At 63.8% G+C, this 13976-nt stretch carries 16 protein-coding genes; 11 read left to right on the forward strand and 5 right to left on the reverse strand.

Translation table 11 applies throughout. The features are described from left to right. Positions 1–509: 509 nt before the first annotated feature. Complete coding sequence (locus AB7535_RS16200) at positions 510–2555, forward strand: acetoacetate--CoA ligase (protein WP_135213692.1); 2046 nt, start codon at positions 510–512, stop codon at positions 2553–2555. Positions 2556–2561: 6 nt separating this feature from the next. Here AB7535_RS16200 and AB7535_RS16205 read toward each other — a convergent pair whose 3' ends face one another. Further along, positions 2562–2777: a hypothetical protein gene (locus AB7535_RS16205; protein WP_244623042.1), complete on the reverse strand. Its 216-nt coding sequence runs from the start codon at positions 2775–2777 to the stop codon at positions 2562–2564. Between the two features lie 203 nt (positions 2778–2980). On the opposite strand from AB7535_RS16205, the gene AB7535_RS16210 reads away from it, so the two are divergent. After that, complete coding sequence (locus tag AB7535_RS16210) at positions 2981–3283, forward strand: hypothetical protein (RefSeq protein ID WP_063983186.1); 303 nt, start codon at positions 2981–2983, stop codon at positions 3281–3283. Positions 3284–3288: 5 nt separating this feature from the next. Here AB7535_RS16210 and AB7535_RS16215 read toward each other — a convergent pair whose 3' ends face one another. Both AB7535_RS16215 and AB7535_RS16220 read right to left on the reverse strand, forming a co-directional pair. Further along, complete coding sequence (locus AB7535_RS16215; protein ID WP_135213693.1) at positions 3289–3522, reverse strand: hypothetical protein; 234 nt, start codon at positions 3520–3522, stop codon at positions 3289–3291. A gap of 335 nt (positions 3523–3857) precedes the next feature. Continuing rightward, positions 3858–4142, reverse strand: a complete 285-nt coding sequence (locus AB7535_RS16220) for a hypothetical protein (protein WP_063986359.1) — start codon at positions 4140–4142, stop codon at positions 3858–3860. Between the two features lie 189 nt (positions 4143–4331). Between AB7535_RS16220 and AB7535_RS16225 the strand changes: the two genes are divergently transcribed. The 3 genes from AB7535_RS16225 (at position 4332) to AB7535_RS16235 (ending at position 5962) form a co-directional block, all read left to right on the forward strand. Then, a complete protein-coding gene (locus AB7535_RS16225) occupies positions 4332–4919 on the forward strand; it encodes a formyltransferase family protein (RefSeq protein WP_063983185.1) in 588 nt (195 codons plus the stop codon). A 208-nt stretch (positions 4920–5127) separates the two neighbouring features. Beyond that, entirely contained in the window at positions 5128–5472 is a 345-nt protein-coding gene (locus tag AB7535_RS16230) for a hypothetical protein (RefSeq protein ID WP_014495138.1), read from the forward strand. Further along, positions 5417–5962, forward strand: coding sequence for a hypothetical protein (locus AB7535_RS16235; protein ID WP_167767902.1), 546 nt, complete (start codon positions 5417–5419; stop codon positions 5960–5962). Before AB7535_RS16230 ends, AB7535_RS16235 begins: the two co-directional genes overlap by 56 nt. A gap of 59 nt (positions 5963–6021) precedes the next feature. Here the strand turns inward: AB7535_RS16235 and AB7535_RS16240 are convergent, their stop codons facing one another. After that, positions 6022–6420, reverse strand: a complete 399-nt coding sequence (locus AB7535_RS16240; protein ID WP_071913733.1) for a RidA family protein — start codon at positions 6418–6420, stop codon at positions 6022–6024. A 147-nt stretch (positions 6421–6567) separates the two neighbouring features. On the opposite strand from AB7535_RS16240, the gene AB7535_RS16245 reads away from it, so the two are divergent. Together AB7535_RS16245 and AB7535_RS16250 are read left to right on the forward strand one after the other, a co-directional pair. Continuing rightward, positions 6568–7443 (forward strand): DMT family transporter, encoded by an 876-nt coding sequence (locus AB7535_RS16245; RefSeq protein WP_135213695.1) that lies wholly within the window; start codon positions 6568–6570, stop codon positions 7441–7443. A gap of 205 nt (positions 7444–7648) precedes the next feature. Beyond that, positions 7649–9076, forward strand: coding sequence for a caspase family protein (locus AB7535_RS16250; protein ID WP_135213696.1), 1428 nt, complete (start codon positions 7649–7651; stop codon positions 9074–9076). A gap of 67 nt (positions 9077–9143) precedes the next feature. Here AB7535_RS16250 and AB7535_RS16255 read toward each other — a convergent pair whose 3' ends face one another. Further along, positions 9144–10109: a LysR family transcriptional regulator gene (locus tag AB7535_RS16255; RefSeq protein WP_343287528.1), complete on the reverse strand. Its 966-nt coding sequence runs from the start codon at positions 10107–10109 to the stop codon at positions 9144–9146. Between the two features lie 119 nt (positions 10110–10228). Here AB7535_RS16255 and solA point away from each other — a divergent pair, with 119 nt between their 5' ends. The 4 genes from solA to AB7535_RS16275 all read left to right on the forward strand — a co-directional run bounded on the left by solA (position 10229) and on the right by AB7535_RS16275 (position 13968). After that, the gene (gene solA / locus AB7535_RS16260) at positions 10229–11398 is read left to right on the forward strand and encodes an N-methyl-L-tryptophan oxidase (RefSeq protein ID WP_135213697.1); all 1170 of its coding nucleotides are present in this window, start codon (positions 10229–10231) and stop codon (positions 11396–11398) included. A 76-nt stretch (positions 11399–11474) separates the two neighbouring features. Continuing rightward, a complete protein-coding gene (locus AB7535_RS16265) occupies positions 11475–12287 on the forward strand; it encodes a transporter substrate-binding domain-containing protein (RefSeq protein ID WP_135213698.1) in 813 nt (270 codons plus the stop codon). Positions 12288–12385: 98 nt separating this feature from the next. Beyond that, complete coding sequence (locus AB7535_RS16270) at positions 12386–13129, forward strand: amino acid ABC transporter permease (protein ID WP_166096643.1); 744 nt, start codon at positions 12386–12388, stop codon at positions 13127–13129. After that, entirely contained in the window at positions 13126–13968 is an 843-nt protein-coding gene (locus tag AB7535_RS16275; protein ID WP_166096644.1) for an amino acid ABC transporter permease, read from the forward strand. The genes AB7535_RS16270 and AB7535_RS16275 overlap by 4 nt, the downstream gene beginning before the upstream one ends. Positions 13969–13976 lie beyond the last annotated feature (8 nt).

Consider the following 13976-nt stretch of genomic DNA (forward strand, 5'->3'; position numbering starts at 1 on the left):
GACGCGGGCCGAGACAATGGGAATCTTGTTCGCGCTCGCCCTGATTTGCATTTCCGCTGTCGTGCTTGTGTGGTTCCCATCCGCCAATCAAGCCACAGGCTTCGGCTCAAATTGGAAATGCAAGAGCATCCCCAATAGTGAGCCGGTCTGCATGAAGACGATCAACCCGTAGCTACCGTCGGGACACCGGGCGCCCATCGTCAAGCCCTCATCGCAATTGCATTCCACTTTACCGAATTTCAGATTTATCGCACACGACACACCCTGGCCCGAGACAAGGGGCGGATCGGGCGCGCGCATCTCCAGCGCACGGACCTGCGGGTGCCAGTCGGCGCCCGGCCTTTCCTGCGCCCTTGTTTCGACGAGACCAAAAGGACGACGCAAGACTCGGGCGAAATGCGCCGCGAGAAGGCGACGTCATGTCTGCCATCCGCCCATCGAGGTGCGCCTTCTGCTACGCCGAGACACCGGATAAACTCCCCCTCCCCGCAACAGAAGCCGACACGCAAATGACCGCCCCCTTCGTTCCCCAGATCGCCCTCTACCGCAACTGGCTCGCCGAGCAGCGTGGCCTCTCCTTCGCGAATTACGAGGAGATGCGGCAGTGGTCGGTGCGCGATCTCGACGGCTTCTGGCGCAGCATCTGGGACTATTACGATCTGCAATCGCCGACGCCGTTTGCGGCCGTGATCGCCGAGCGCAAGATGCCGGGCGCGGTGTGGTTTCCCGGCGCGCAGGTCAACTATGCGCGGCAGGTGTTCCGGCATGTCGAGGCCGCCGACGCCGCCGGCCTGCCCGCGATCGTCAGTAGCGGCGAGGACGGCAAGCTCAACGAAACGAGCTGGCCGGAGCTGCGGCGCAAGGCGGCGGCGCTCGCGCTGCATCTGAAGGATCGGGGTATCAAGCCCGGCGACCGGATCGCGGCCTACCTGCCCAACATCCCCGAAACCATCATCGCGTTTCTGGCGAGCGCCAGCATCGGCGCGGTCTGGAGCGTCTGTGCGCCCGATATGGCTGCGCCGGCCGTGATCGACCGCTTCAAGCAGATCGAGCCGAAGGTGCTGATCGCCTGCGATGCCGTCACCTATGCCGGCCGCCGGCATGATCGCAAGGACGTCGTCGCGGAGCTGCGGCGATCGCTGCCGACGGTCGAGCACGTCATCCTGCACAGCGAGGCCGCGCCCGCAGCGCCGGACGCCCGGCTCGCCGACATCGCCGCAAGGACAGGCGCCGCGATCGACGCGTTCGAGCCGGCCTGGCTGCCGTTCGATCATCCGCTCTGGATCGTCTATTCCAGCGGCACCACCGGCCTGCCGAAGCCGATCGTGCACGGCCATGGCGGCATCGTCATCGTGGTGCTGGCGCTGCTGGGCCTGCACAACGACCTCGGCTGCTCCTACCACGCGAACTCGTTCGGCGAGCGCTATCACTGGTACTCTTCGACCGGCTGGATCATGTGGAATTCGCAGGTCGGCGGCCTGCTCAGCGGCACCACCTGCTGCATCTTCGACGGCAGCCCGGGCGGCACCAAGGACAAGCCGGACTGGACCACGCTGTGGCGGTTCGTGGCACAGTCGAAAGCGACCTTCTTCGGCGCCGGCGCGGCGTTCTTCGCCAACTGCGCCAAGGCCGAGATCGATCTCACTGCGGCCGGCGATCTGTCGCGGCTGCGCTGCCTCGGCTCGACCGGCTCGCCGCTCAGCGCCGATACGCAAGCCTGGTTCAACGATCGCTTCGCGGCGTTGTCGAAAATCAACGGCAGCAAGGCGCAGGCCGACATCTGGTGGGCGAACATCTCCGGCGGCACCGATTTTGCCGGCGCCTTCATCGGCGGCAACCGCGAACTGCCGCAGACGCCGGGCGCGATGCAGTGCCGCCTGCTCGGCGCGGCGGTCGAAGCCTTCAGCGAGCAGGGCCGCGCCGTCATCGACGAGGTCGGCGAGCTCGTCTGTACCGAGCCGATGCCCTCGATGCCGCTCCGTTTCTGGAACGACAGGGGCGATGCGCGCTATCGCGCCAGCTATTTCGAGACCTATCCGGACAATTTCGACGGCAGCGGCCGCGGGCCGGTGTGGCGGCACGGCGACTGGCTCAAGGTCAATCCGGACGGCTCCTGCATCATCTATGGCCGCAGCGATGCGACCATCAACCGGCACGGCCTGCGCATGGGCACGAGCGAGCTCTATTCCGCGATCGAAGCGCTGCCGGAGGTGCTGGATAGCCTCGTCGTCGACCTCGAATATCTCGGCCGCGACAGCTACATGCCGCTGTTCGTGGTGCTGCGCGAGGGCACAGCCTTCGACGCTGCGATGCAGGCCAGGATCAACAAGACGATCGAGGCCGGCCTGTCCCGGCGATTCCTGCCGAACGAGATCTTTGCCGTCGCCGAGATCCCGCGCACGCTCTCGGGCAAGAAGCAGGAGCTGCCGATCAAGAAGCTGCTGCTGGGCCAGCCCGTCGAAAAGGTCATCAACAGGGAGGCGATGGCCAATCCCGCCTGCCTCGACTGGTATCTCGCCTTCGCCCGCGATTATCTCGCCCGAACCGCGGCGTAGCTTCGATCAACCGCCGCCGAAATTGGAGGGATCGAGATTCCTGTTCTCCGACGGCGGGATCGGCGGCCACCCGGGAAATTTGTACCAGCCGGGCGGGACCGGCGCGTCCTCGGGCAGATGGGCGACGACGTGATGGCGCGGGCGGGCATGATGCGCCGGCGCGGCAGCCGCCGACAGACATGTTGCAATCAGGAGGACCAAAGCCAGGATAGACCGCATCATACGTGCTCCAGACGTCCACCCGGGCACCATGTGGTGCGGGAACCACGCTGGAACGATGCGTCGCAACGTCACGATGTCTCACATCGGCGGCATCGCTGCTGCCACGAGACGCCGGAGATCAACCCAATTGCGCCAATGGCGTTTGGATTCCGTTCACCGATCGCCGCTAGATCAGAATGGATCCTCCGCGACGAACAGCAGCTATGGCCGATCTCAACGCAGTCCTCTCCAGGCTCAACGACCGCCTGCTCCGCCTCGAAGGCGAGCTGTTCGTGCTGCGCTCGCTGGCGCGCGCGACGCTGACGGCGGGCGACGACCATGCGGCGCGCATGCGCAAGCTGGTCGAGGCCGCAAAGGTCGCGCTCGACGACGAGGCCAAACGTGAGCTCGACAAACCGACGCGCAAATATGTCGATGCGGCAACCGCGCTGGTGGAGGAACTGCTGGTCGAGCCGACCCAGGCACGGCCGCTGTTCACCGTCATCGACGGTGGCCGGCGCGACTGAGCGCGTCAGATCGGACGTATCCCGCGAGGATCCACGGACTGGGCCTTCAGCCGGCTGAGCCCCTCCTCGATGATCGCGATCTCCTCGTCGATCTTGCCGATCGGCAGGCTGAAATCATAGCCGGACCTGCTCTTCAGATCGACCGCGAGCCGCTGCCTGTGCATCATCAGCTCGTCCAGCCCACGGCGGTTCTTCAGCCGCACATAGGCGTCCACGATCTGCTCAATTGCGCTCGGCATGAAATCGGTCCCGGCAAAAAAGCCCGCGGCGCACCCACGCCGGCGGGACATTTTTGGTGTCGCGGTACGCAATACAAATCCGCGACGGATTCGTCGATACGACAGGCAGGTTGAGAACGCGTTACCGTTTGATGATTTCGCGATGGCGCCGGCATGAAAAGCCGCTGGCGATCACTCGCCAGCGGCCAAAGCCGGGTTCGAAAACGGATTCGGAATCAAATTTGGCCAGCCCCGGTTAGTGCATTCTAGCGGCACACGGGGGCTGCTTATGTTAGAAATGAAACAGAGGAACCGGCGGATACATCATTTGCTGTCGATGTGGCCGCCCGGCAACGCTAATCCGTGACGCAAAAATACTTGCGCGGCAGCCTGCGGTAGGCGCTGTAGCGGTAGTACGGCCTGTAGGCGTAGCCGCGATAGAGTGCGGGCGGCTCCTCGCCGTAATAGGCGTCGTGGTAGAAATTATAGACCGGCCCTTCGACGCAACGATAGGCATCCCACGTCGGACCGATGAACGGCGCCACCCCGACCTCGGGCGGGACCGCCGGATACGGCCCGCCGGCGCGCGCGGGCGTGGCTACGCTCAGTGCCGCGAGAAGGAAAAACCACGCGCTTCGCATGCGCTCGCTCCTGATACGGTGCAATACGCGCATGGAAGCACCGGAACGGCCGGCTGCGCAATCGCGGAGCCCGTCGCGCCCCGCGCCCGGTGCATTGTTGATAACCGGCACAAACCGCCCGCGGCTGGTGACAGGACGCACCGACGTGTTATCGGGGGATGACGCAGTTGCGAGACGGATCGGACACCCATGCGCATTACCCTCGTCGGCTCCCGCCATTTCGGCGTGACCACCCTGAACATGCTCCGGGAGCACGGCGTCCCGATCGTGCGGGTCGTCGTGGCCGACGCCGAGGATCGCCTCGCGGCGAGCGCCAAGGCGGCTGGCATCGAGGTGACGGTCCAGGCCAATCCGAAGCTGGTGGTCGCCTCCGAAATCGGCCCCGACACCGACCTGATCATCACCGCCCACAGCCACGCCCGGATCGGCAAGGACGCCCTGGCCGCCGCGAAGTACGGCGGGATCGGCTATCATCCCTCGCTGCTGCCGCGTCATCGGGGCAAAGCCGCTGTGGAATGGACCATCAAGGAAGGCGATCCGATCGCCGGCGGCACGATCTATCATCTTGCCGACCGCATGGACGCCGGCGCCATCGCCGCCCAGGACTGGTGCTTCGTCAGGAAGGGCGAGACGGCTCGCGAACTCTGGGAGCGCGCGCTCGCTCCGCTCGGCCTCAAGCTGCTGGCCGACGTGATCGACTACGTCAAGGTCCACAAGGCGCTGCCCTCCAAGGTTCAGGACGAGCAGTTCGCCACCTTGGCGCCAAGTCTTTCGTGAGTCCCTTCCGCAGTCCTTCCCCTGAGTCTCTCCTGACGTTTACCCTTAACGTGAAGGCGCGTTGATTCTGCTTCGAAAATTGGAGCCGGAAACACAAATAAACTATTGTTTCCACTGGAACAATTTTCGCTTTGGCAATGCAACAAATTTCCGTCACATTTGGGCCGAATAAGCGTCAGCATATCAGACAGATTCAAGGACGGAATTCATGCGTTTTGGTCGCATTACGGCATTCTGTGCCGCTTCAGTTATCACCCTCGCCGCTCCCGCTTTCGCCCAGACCCCCTATGACGGCAACTGGCATGTCACCATCGTGACCAAGAGCGGTACCTGCGAGCCGACCGCGAGCTCCATGCTGACGGTTGCCGACGGCAAGATCACCGCGCCCGGCGCTAACGTTTCCGGCACCATCGGCAGCGGGGGACTTGTGAAAGTTTCGATCAATGGTGCATATGCCAACGGTCAACTCAGCGGCAACGCCGGATCGGGGAAGTGGAATGGAGCATCTGCAGGCATACCGTGCAGCGGGCGGTGGGAAGCATCGCGCCAGTAAGAAATTCGGGATCAGCGTCGTAAGCCGGCGGCTGCTGATCGCGGCCGCCGTTTTGTTTGCGGCGGGGATCGCCAACTCTGAGAGCAAGGCCCAGTCCGGCCCGTTCGCCCCGCTGGCGGGGAGCTGGAGCGGTGCCGGCACCGTCACGCTCGATGACGGCTCGACCGAGCGGATCCGCTGCCGGGCCAGATACGCCCCGATCGGACCGACGATGGAGATGTCGCTGACCTGCGCCAGCGACGCCTACAAGTTCAATCTCGGCGCCAACGTCAGGGCTGAAGGCGGCACCATCGCCGGCAGCTGGTCCGAGGCCAGCCGCAACATCTCCGGCTCGCTCCAGGGCCGCGGCGCCGGCGGAAACTACGACCTGGTCGCCTCGACCGCCGGCTTCAACGCCAACATCTCGCTGAAGACGTCCGGCAACAAGCAGAGCGTCACGATGCGCGCGGACAGCCAGTTCCGCGGCGCCAACATCTCGCTGTCGCGCTAAGGCGGACCGCGTTCAAGCCAAAAGCCCCGGCGATTCCGCCGGGGCTTTTTTTATCCGTTTTATACGTTCGGCACGAACGCCGTGACCTCGATTTCGACCTTGGCGCGCTCGTCCACGAGACCGCCGATGTAGAGCAGCGTCGAGGGCGGAAAATTGCGCCCCAGCGTTTCCTTCCAGGCCGCGCCGATGCCGGCGCCCGCGGCCTCATATTCGCTGCGGCTGGTCAGGTACCAGGTCAGGCGGACGATGTGCTCCGGACCGGCTCCGGCCTCGCCAAGGAGCTTGATGATCCGCTTCAGCGCGGTTGCGACCTGCGCCGCCATGTCAGGCGCGTAATTGCCGGTCTCGTCGCCGCCGGTCTGCCCGGCCAGCACCACCCAGCGGCCCGGCCCTTCGGCCACCACGCCGTGAGAAAAGCCCCGCGGTTTCTTCCATTCGGCCGGCTGCAAGATTTGCATGAGCGAAGATCTCCCTTTTCTTGTTGTTCAATGATGCCTTAGCACGCCGCCCTGCATCGCTGCATCCGCAGTTTTGGCCGTTGCAAACGCCGGCGATGTCGCCGATACCGGCCCTCCCCTCGGGCTCGATCACCCGCACCAGCAACGATGACCGCGACACCGTCCAAAACGATGGCTGCACTGTGGATGGCCGGCTGGCTGGCGCTGATGCTGGTCATGGCGGTTGCCGGCCGCGAGACCACGCGCGAGCTGAACGTCTTCCAGATCATGGAAGTGCGCTCGGTGATCGGCTTCACGCTGCTGCTGCCGATCATCTACCGGGCCGGCGGTTTCAAGGCGGTCGCGACCAAACGCCTGCCCCAGCACCTCGCGCGCAACGGGGTCCATTATTTCGCGCAGCTCGGCTGGTTCTACGCACTGACGCTGATCGGGATCGGTCAGGTCGTCGCGATCGAATTCACCATGCCGATCTGGACTGCGGTGCTGGCCGCAACGTTTCTGTCCGAGCGCATGACCGTTTGGAAGATCGCCGCCATCGCGCTCGGCATCGTCGGCGTCGTCATGATCGTGCGGCCCGCCACCGGCGAGATCAATCCGGGCCAGTTGATCGCACTCGGAGCCGCGATCGGCTTCAGCATTTCCATGATCTTGGCGAAATCGCTGACCCGGACCGAGAGCGCATTGTCGATCCTGTTCTGGATGATCGTCGTGCAGATGGTCGTGGGCCTGCTGCCGACGCTCTATGTCTGGACCTGGCCGTCAACCACTCTCTGGGGATGGCTCTTCGTCATCGGGGTCTGCGGCACATTCTCGCACTATTGCCTCGCCAGCGCGCTCCGCTACGCGGATGCAACCATCGTGGTGCCGATGGACTTCCTGCGGGTGCCGCTCACCGCGACTGTCGGCTGGCTGCTGTATTCGGAGCGGCTCGACGCCTGGACCGTGCTCGGCGCGACGCTGATCCTGTGCGGCAATCTCCTGAACCTGAAGCCGACTGCCCCGGTTCCCGCCCGCGCGCAGTGAACCCGCGCGCAGCCTCACGCGACAAAAACGAAGTGGCCGTGTGATCTGGATCACGTTGGAGGGTCTTTCCATCGTGCACATTCGGCCACACAGCAGCGGGTTGAATACGACGTACTGCCGTTTTGGTGGCGCGAAGTCGGGCACTTCGTGTAGGTTCGTTGCCAATTTGTTGCTGCCTGCAATTCGATTCTGTTGGGGATTTCAGATGCGCACTCTCACCCTGCTCGTTTCGCTGATGTGCATGGCACTGTCGGTCAGTGCCGCGAAGGCCGACCGCCGTGTCGCCTTCGTCGTCGGCAACGGCTCCTACAAGAACGTCGCACAATTACCGAACCCGCCGATCGACGCCAAGGCGATGGCGGCGACCCTGCGCAATGTCGGCTTCGAGGTGATCGAAGGATCCAACCTCACCCGCGACCAGATGACGGAGAAGCTCCTGGACTTCGGCCGCAAGGCGCAAGGCTCCGATGTCGCAGTGTTCTATTACGCCGGCCACGGCATCGCCGTCAGCGGCAGCAACTACCTCCTGCCCGTCGACGCCGACATCAAGTCGGAGATGGACGTCAAGCTCGGCGCAGCCATCAATATCGACCTGACGCTCGAGCAGACCATGGGCGACGCCAAGGTCAAGCTCGTCTTCCTCGATGCCTGCCGCGACAATCCGTTCGCCGCCAAGATCAAGTCGAACTCGGCAACGCGCAGCGTCAACGTGCAGAGCGGTCTTGCCGAGATGAAGTCGGGCGAAGGCACGCTGATCGCGTTCGCCACCGGCCCGGGCCAGACCGCGCTCGACGGCCAGGAGGGCAACAACAGCCCGTTCACACGCGCACTGATCGACAACATCACCAAGCCCGGCGTCGAGATCCAGCAGGCGATGACGTCGGTGCGCGCCCAGGTCAACGAAGAGACCCGTAAGGGCCAGCTTCCCTGGGGCCACACCAACCTGATCGGCGCGGTCTATCTCAACCCGTCGCAGCAGACGCAGGTTGCCAACGCAGCCCCGACCGCTTCCGGAAACGTGCCGGCGGCAGCGAGCAGCTCCGACGGTGTCGAGCTCGAGTACTGGCGCTCGGTCAAGGAATCCAACAAGCCGGAAGAGCTCAACGCCTATCTCTCGGCCTATCCGAACGGCCAGTTCAAGGCGCTGGCGCTGGCGCGGCTTGCGGCGATCAAGAGCGGCCCGTCCACGGCGACCCGCAATCTGAACTCCGGGATCGATCCCGCCACCTTCACCGACGACTCCACCCAGCTCACCGAGGACCAGATCGGCCTCGACAAGGGCCAGCGCCGCGACGTGCAGCGCCGCCTGACCGGGCTCGGCTTCGACACCAAGGTGACCGGTGCCTTCACCGACGAGACCCGCTCGGTGCTGAAGCGCTGGCAGGCCGCCCGCGGCTATCCGTCGACCGGCTACCTCAACAAGCTCCAGCACAAGGCCCTGCTGTCCGAGATCGTGGCGGCCGCGCCGGCCACCGCGAGCGACGACAGCGCGAAGCCGGCCCGACGTGCTGCCCCGGCCCAGGCCCAGAGCGGCGCACCGGTTCAGCATCGCAACAGCGGCGGCGGCGATGCCGGCGCGGCCTTCGTCGGCGGTGTCGTCGGCGGCATGATGGGCGGCATGTTCCGCCGCTGAGGCGGGACCCGGCTCCAAAACGCAAAAAGGCCCGGCGAGAGCCGGGCCTTTTTCGTGGTGGCAATGGCTAGTAATCTTGGGTGAACCAAGGCACTAGCGTCCGGATCCGCGGCATCGCCTGCATCGTAATGCTCGTCCGAGCCATCTCCGCGATGCGCGGCGCCAGTGATGAGAGATCGCCACGGCGGGTCACCAGAAGCAGCTCACGAAAAAATCCGGGGCCCGGCAGAGGGAGAGCGCTGACTTGACCAGCGTGAGCGAGCCCCTGCAACAGACACAGCGGCGTGGTGATCGCTACGCCCATCCCGGTGGCGACCATGGCGACCAGGCTGTCCGAGGTGTCAAACTCAAAGGCCCGCGGTGGGCGAATGCCCAAACGGCTCAGGTGGCGCTCGACCTGAGCGCCTGCATAGGAGCGTTCGCTGTACCGGACCAGGCGATGCCGGGTCAGGATCTCCCGCAAATCAAGGTCAGCAAATTCGGCTTCCAATCCGCGCGGCACCACCAGCAGATTTGGCTCGCGGTAAAACGGGAAGCGCTCGATATCATACAGGTCATCCATCGCATCGCATGTGATCGCCGCGTCGATCGTTCGGTGGACCAGCGCCTCGGCATGCGAGTGAGCAAGGCCCGACCAAACGGACAGACTCAGTGCGACCTCGCCCGTCATGAGCTCCTTGACGAGGTGTGCGCCGACCGTGGCGGCATAGGAGTCGATGAGGCCGAGCCTCAGATCGACACGCTCAGGCAGTTTCGCTGCGTCCCGGAGTGCGCTGAGTAACGTGTCAAAGTCGCGATTCAGATCGCGAACACGGCCAGCAAGGATGCGACCCGCCCGCGTCAATGTAAGCGGCCTCCGGCTACGATTGAAGAACGCGACGCCGATCGAGGCCTCGGCCCGCCGCACAGCCTGAGAAACCGCTGATTGCGTCATCCCGAACTGACGGGACGCCTGAAGCATGCTGCCGGACTCCGCGACGGCAGCGACAATCTGCAAGCTTCGCAAGTCTGGAACAGGTGGCGTCATATCCATAGCTTAAGCAGAAGTCATATTAACATGCAAATTGCCTTCATTATATGAATTATCCTTGTAGGAGAGCCGCATCCGAAAGCAGACTTCGGATCGTCCTAACAATTGAGCAGTCCCGATCCATGAGCGAGCAAGCGGATATTCTGGTGATCGGCCTCGGTGCCATGGGCAGCGCGGCCCTCTATCAACTGGCCAAGCGAGGGGTAAAGGCGGTTGGCCTCGATCGCTTTGCCCCGCCCCACACGATGGGATCCAGCCACGGCGAAACCCGCATCACCCGGCAGGCGGTCGGCGAAGGCCGCGATTACGTGCCCCTGGTGCTGGATACGCACCGGATCTGGCGTGAGCTCGAAGCCGAGACGTCTGCCGAGCTGCTGAACCCATGCGGCCTCGTCGTCATAGCGCCCGGTGTCGGCGAGACGTCGCACCACGGCAAGCCGGATTTCGTCGCGCGCTCGATTGGGGCCGCGCGTGACTTCGGCATCGCGCATGAAGTGATCGACGGGCGAGAGGTGGCTCATCGCTTCCCGCAGTTCCTGAATCTCCAGGGCAACGAGAAGGCCTATTACGAACCCGGCGGAGGGTACGTTTTTCCGGAGCGCTGCATCAAGGCGCAGCTGACGCGCGCGGAGCAGCTCGGCGCAACGATCCGCACGGGAGTCGAGGTTCTCTCGATCGCGCAGCGCGGCCCCGCCGTTCGGGTGGAAACGTCCTCGGGCACATTCGAGGCGGACCAGGTGGTGGTGTCGGCAGGCGGCTGGAATTCCCACCTGCTCGGCGCGCCGTTTGATCGCGTGCTCACGGTGAAGCGGCAGGTGCTGCATTGGTACGAGCTCGACGATACCAGCGCGTATCGCGCCGACGCCCCTGTGTTCATCTGGATGCATGGCGCGACGGATGTCGACTACCTCTACGGCTTCCCGCCGCTGCCTGGCGATCGTCGTCTCAAGGTCGCGACCGAGCAGTACGAGACCAACACGACGGCCGACGCCATCGACCGCACCGTCGATCCCGCGGAATCGGTTGAAATGTACCGGAAGCACGTCGCGGGGCGGCTCGCCGGCGCCACGCCGCGCGTCGCGCAGGCGGCTGCCTGCATCTACACGGTGACGCCCGATCGGGGCTTCATCATCGACCGCCATCCCGACCAGGACCGGATTTGTGTCGTCTCGGCGTGCTCGGGCCACGGCTTCAAGCACTCGGCAGGTATCGGCAACGTCGTCGCCGGGATGGTGACCGGCGGTCGAAGCGCGATCGACCTCAGCCCATTCTCCATCTCCCGTTTTTCGTGACGTTTGGCACGAGCCTTGTATCTTGAACAAGCGCGCTCAACGCGCGTCGTGATCACAATCCTGGAGGCGTCATCCGATGAGAGACATTGTCCGTTCCATGATGACAGGCATCGCGGCGCTGCTGATGCTTGGCAGTGCCCAAGCCGCCGATGGCGTCGATGCCATCAAGCAGCGCGGCACGTTGAATGTCGGCGTCAAGGCTGACTACAAGCCCTTCGGCTTCCGCGATCCCACGGGAAACGTGGTCGGCATCGAGCCGGATCTCGCCGCAGACATTGCCAAACGCCTCGGCGTCAAACTCGAACTCGTTCCGGTCGCGGCCTCCAACAGGATCGAATTTCTTCAGCAGGGAAAGGTCGACCTGCTGATCGCGACCATGTCGGACAGGCCGGAACGCCGTCGCGTGGTTCAAGCCATCGAGCCGCTGTACTATTCGGACTATGTGAACATCCTTCTCAACAAGAAGTCCGGCATCAAGGACTGGGCCGAGCTCAAGGGAAAACCCGTCTGTGCAACGTCGGGGGCCTGGTACAACAAGGACGTTGCCAAATCCTACGGCCCCGAAATCGTTGCGTTTGACGGCTCGGAGAAGCCTCTGTTCGCCATGAAGCAGGGCAACTGCATCGGCTATGTCTACGATCAGACCTTCCTGCAAGGCAAGCTGCTCGAGGACGAGTGGAAGGCGGACTACGACTTGCCCCTGAAAGGTATTTTGCCATCGCCATGGATGATCGCTGTCGCGCTCGATAATTCCAGCCTTCAGAAGCTGCTCGAAGATATGACAAAGGACTGGATGAAGACCGGCTTCATCGTGGCAGCGGAAAAGAAGTGGGGCATTACGCCGACCGAGTATTCGCTGCTCATGCACGAGCAATACAAGGACAAATAGACGCGCAGAGCGGAGCGCCAGATCCGTCTTGCGCTCCGAACAGGTCGAGCCAATGCACTGATACGAGGCATCGCCTCAACAGTTTGGTGTCGCGCAAAATGCACGAAATCGGCGACTGGTTTCAACGGCTCTACGAAACGACGGGGCTGAATTTCTCCGTATTCTACGATGCCTACGATTGGGACCGCTATTTCGGCGGGCTCAAGATGACGTTGCTTCTGAGTGTCACGACCATCCTGCTGAGCCTGATCATCGGCGCGGTCGGCGCCTTGCTGCAAGGCAGTCCGTCCATGCTGCTGCGGTTGCCCGTCAATGCTTTCGTGGTGGTGTTCCGCAACACGCCGCCGCTGGTCCAGATCTTCTTTTTCTATTTCGGCCTCGGCACCATGCTCCCGGCCGTCGAGGCGGCAGGCATGCGCGTTCCGCTGCTGAGCAACGTCCAATGGGCCATCATTTCTCTGTCGCTGTTCGCGGGCGCCTTCAACGTCGAAATCTTCCGCTCAGGCATCGAGGCGGTGCCGAGGACGACGCTGGAAGCCGCGGAGGCGCTCGGATACACGCGCCTTAAGGCTTACGTCCATATCGTCCTTCCGCTGGCCATTCGCGTCTGCCTTCCCGCACTGAACAACAACCTCGTCAACCTGCTCAAGACGACCACCCTCGCCTACGCGATCGCCGTTCCCGAGACGCTGTATGCGGTCAAGCAGGTCTGGTCGGAATCGCAGAACGTCTTCGAAATGATGGTCGTATTGCTGGCGACCTACGGCATCCTTGTCGGCGTCCTCGTCTGGCTGATGCATCGCTGGGAGCGAGCGATGCGCATCCCGGGATACGCCCGATGAAAGGCGCCCAGCCCGAGCACAGGCTTGCCGTCCTTCTGCCGTATCGTCCCGTGCCGACCCGGATGTCCGTTCGGATCGGCCCGCTGGCCGCCGCGATCCTCGGTTTCTGCGCCATCATGGCCGCGTCCACCGCGTGGGCGCAGACCGGACCGGCGGTGCTGTCCCCGCTGCAAGTCATTGTGAAGTGGTCGCCGCTGCTGCTGCGCGGGTTCGCCTTCAACATCCTGATCTCCCTGCTGGCCATGCTGCTGGGGACCATCGCCGGGCTTGGCCTGGGTCTGGGGTTGTTGTCGGAGTTTCGACCGCTCGCCGCCGTCAGCTGGCTCCTGACTCAATTCTTCCGCAACGCACCCTGGCTGGTGCTGCTGTTCTTCGTCATGTTTCTGGTGCCCTTCCAGGTCACCCTCTTCAAGACGACCATCCCCTTGCCGGACTGGATCAAGGCGACGGTGGGCTTCGCATTGCCGGTCATGGCGAACGTCGCCGAGGTCGTGCGCGGTGCCGTCCGCTCCATTCCGTCGACGCAATGGGAGGCGGCGGAATCGCTCTCGTTCACGCGGCGCCAGACGATGTGGCTGATCATGCTGCCACAGTGCATCAAGCGCATGCTGCCGCCCTGGATGAACGTCTATGCGCTGGTCGCGATGTCGACGGTGCTGGCATCGATCGTCGGTGTTTCGGAAATGCTCACCCTGACTGCGCAGGTGCATGCCGCCGAAGGCGGCAGGCCGGAGCTGTTCGCTCCGCTCTACGGTTTCGCGCTGCTGTGTTTCTTTCTCTACTGTTATCCGATCAACCTCTGGACCGCGCGTCTCGAGCGTCGGTTCCGCATACGCTGAGGGAGCAG

The organism is Bradyrhizobium sp. 956_D2_N1_4, assembly GCF_052076025.1.
Classification (GTDB): domain Bacteria; phylum Pseudomonadota; class Alphaproteobacteria; order Rhizobiales; family Xanthobacteraceae; genus Bradyrhizobium; species Bradyrhizobium barranii.

Excerpts from the sequence above, each read along its gene's own strand:
- AB7535_RS16200 (WP_135213692.1), top strand. The coding sequence starts at position 510 with ATGACCGCCCCCTTCGTTCCCCAGATCGCCCTCTACCGCAACTGGCTC.
- AB7535_RS16205 (WP_244623042.1), bottom strand. The coding sequence starts at position 2,777 with ATGATGCGGTCTATCCTGGCTTTGGTCCTCCTGATTGCAACATGTCTG.
- AB7535_RS16210 (WP_063983186.1), top strand. The coding sequence starts at position 2,981 with ATGGCCGATCTCAACGCAGTCCTCTCCAGGCTCAACGACCGCCTGCTC.
- AB7535_RS16215 (WP_135213693.1), bottom strand. The coding sequence starts at position 3,522 with ATGCCGAGCGCAATTGAGCAGATCGTGGACGCCTATGTGCGGCTGAAG.
- AB7535_RS16220 (WP_063986359.1), bottom strand. The coding sequence starts at position 4,142 with ATGCGAAGCGCGTGGTTTTTCCTTCTCGCGGCACTGAGCGTAGCCACG.
- AB7535_RS16225 (WP_063983185.1), top strand. The coding sequence starts at position 4,332 with ATGCGCATTACCCTCGTCGGCTCCCGCCATTTCGGCGTGACCACCCTG.
- AB7535_RS16230 (WP_014495138.1), top strand. The coding sequence starts at position 5,128 with ATGCGTTTTGGTCGCATTACGGCATTCTGTGCCGCTTCAGTTATCACC.
- AB7535_RS16235 (WP_167767902.1), top strand. The coding sequence starts at position 5,417 with ATGGAGCATCTGCAGGCATACCGTGCAGCGGGCGGTGGGAAGCATCGC.
- AB7535_RS16240 (WP_071913733.1), bottom strand. The coding sequence starts at position 6,420 with ATGCAAATCTTGCAGCCGGCCGAATGGAAGAAACCGCGGGGCTTTTCT.
- AB7535_RS16245 (WP_135213695.1), top strand. The coding sequence starts at position 6,568 with ATGACCGCGACACCGTCCAAAACGATGGCTGCACTGTGGATGGCCGGC.
- AB7535_RS16250 (WP_135213696.1), top strand. The coding sequence starts at position 7,649 with ATGCGCACTCTCACCCTGCTCGTTTCGCTGATGTGCATGGCACTGTCG.
- AB7535_RS16255 (WP_343287528.1), bottom strand. The coding sequence starts at position 10,109 with ATGGATATGACGCCACCTGTTCCAGACTTGCGAAGCTTGCAGATTGTC.
- solA (WP_135213697.1), top strand. The coding sequence starts at position 10,229 with ATGAGCGAGCAAGCGGATATTCTGGTGATCGGCCTCGGTGCCATGGGC.
- AB7535_RS16265 (WP_135213698.1), top strand. The coding sequence starts at position 11,475 with ATGAGAGACATTGTCCGTTCCATGATGACAGGCATCGCGGCGCTGCTG.
- AB7535_RS16270 (WP_166096643.1), top strand. The coding sequence starts at position 12,386 with ATGCACGAAATCGGCGACTGGTTTCAACGGCTCTACGAAACGACGGGG.
- AB7535_RS16275 (WP_166096644.1), top strand. The coding sequence starts at position 13,126 with ATGAAAGGCGCCCAGCCCGAGCACAGGCTTGCCGTCCTTCTGCCGTAT.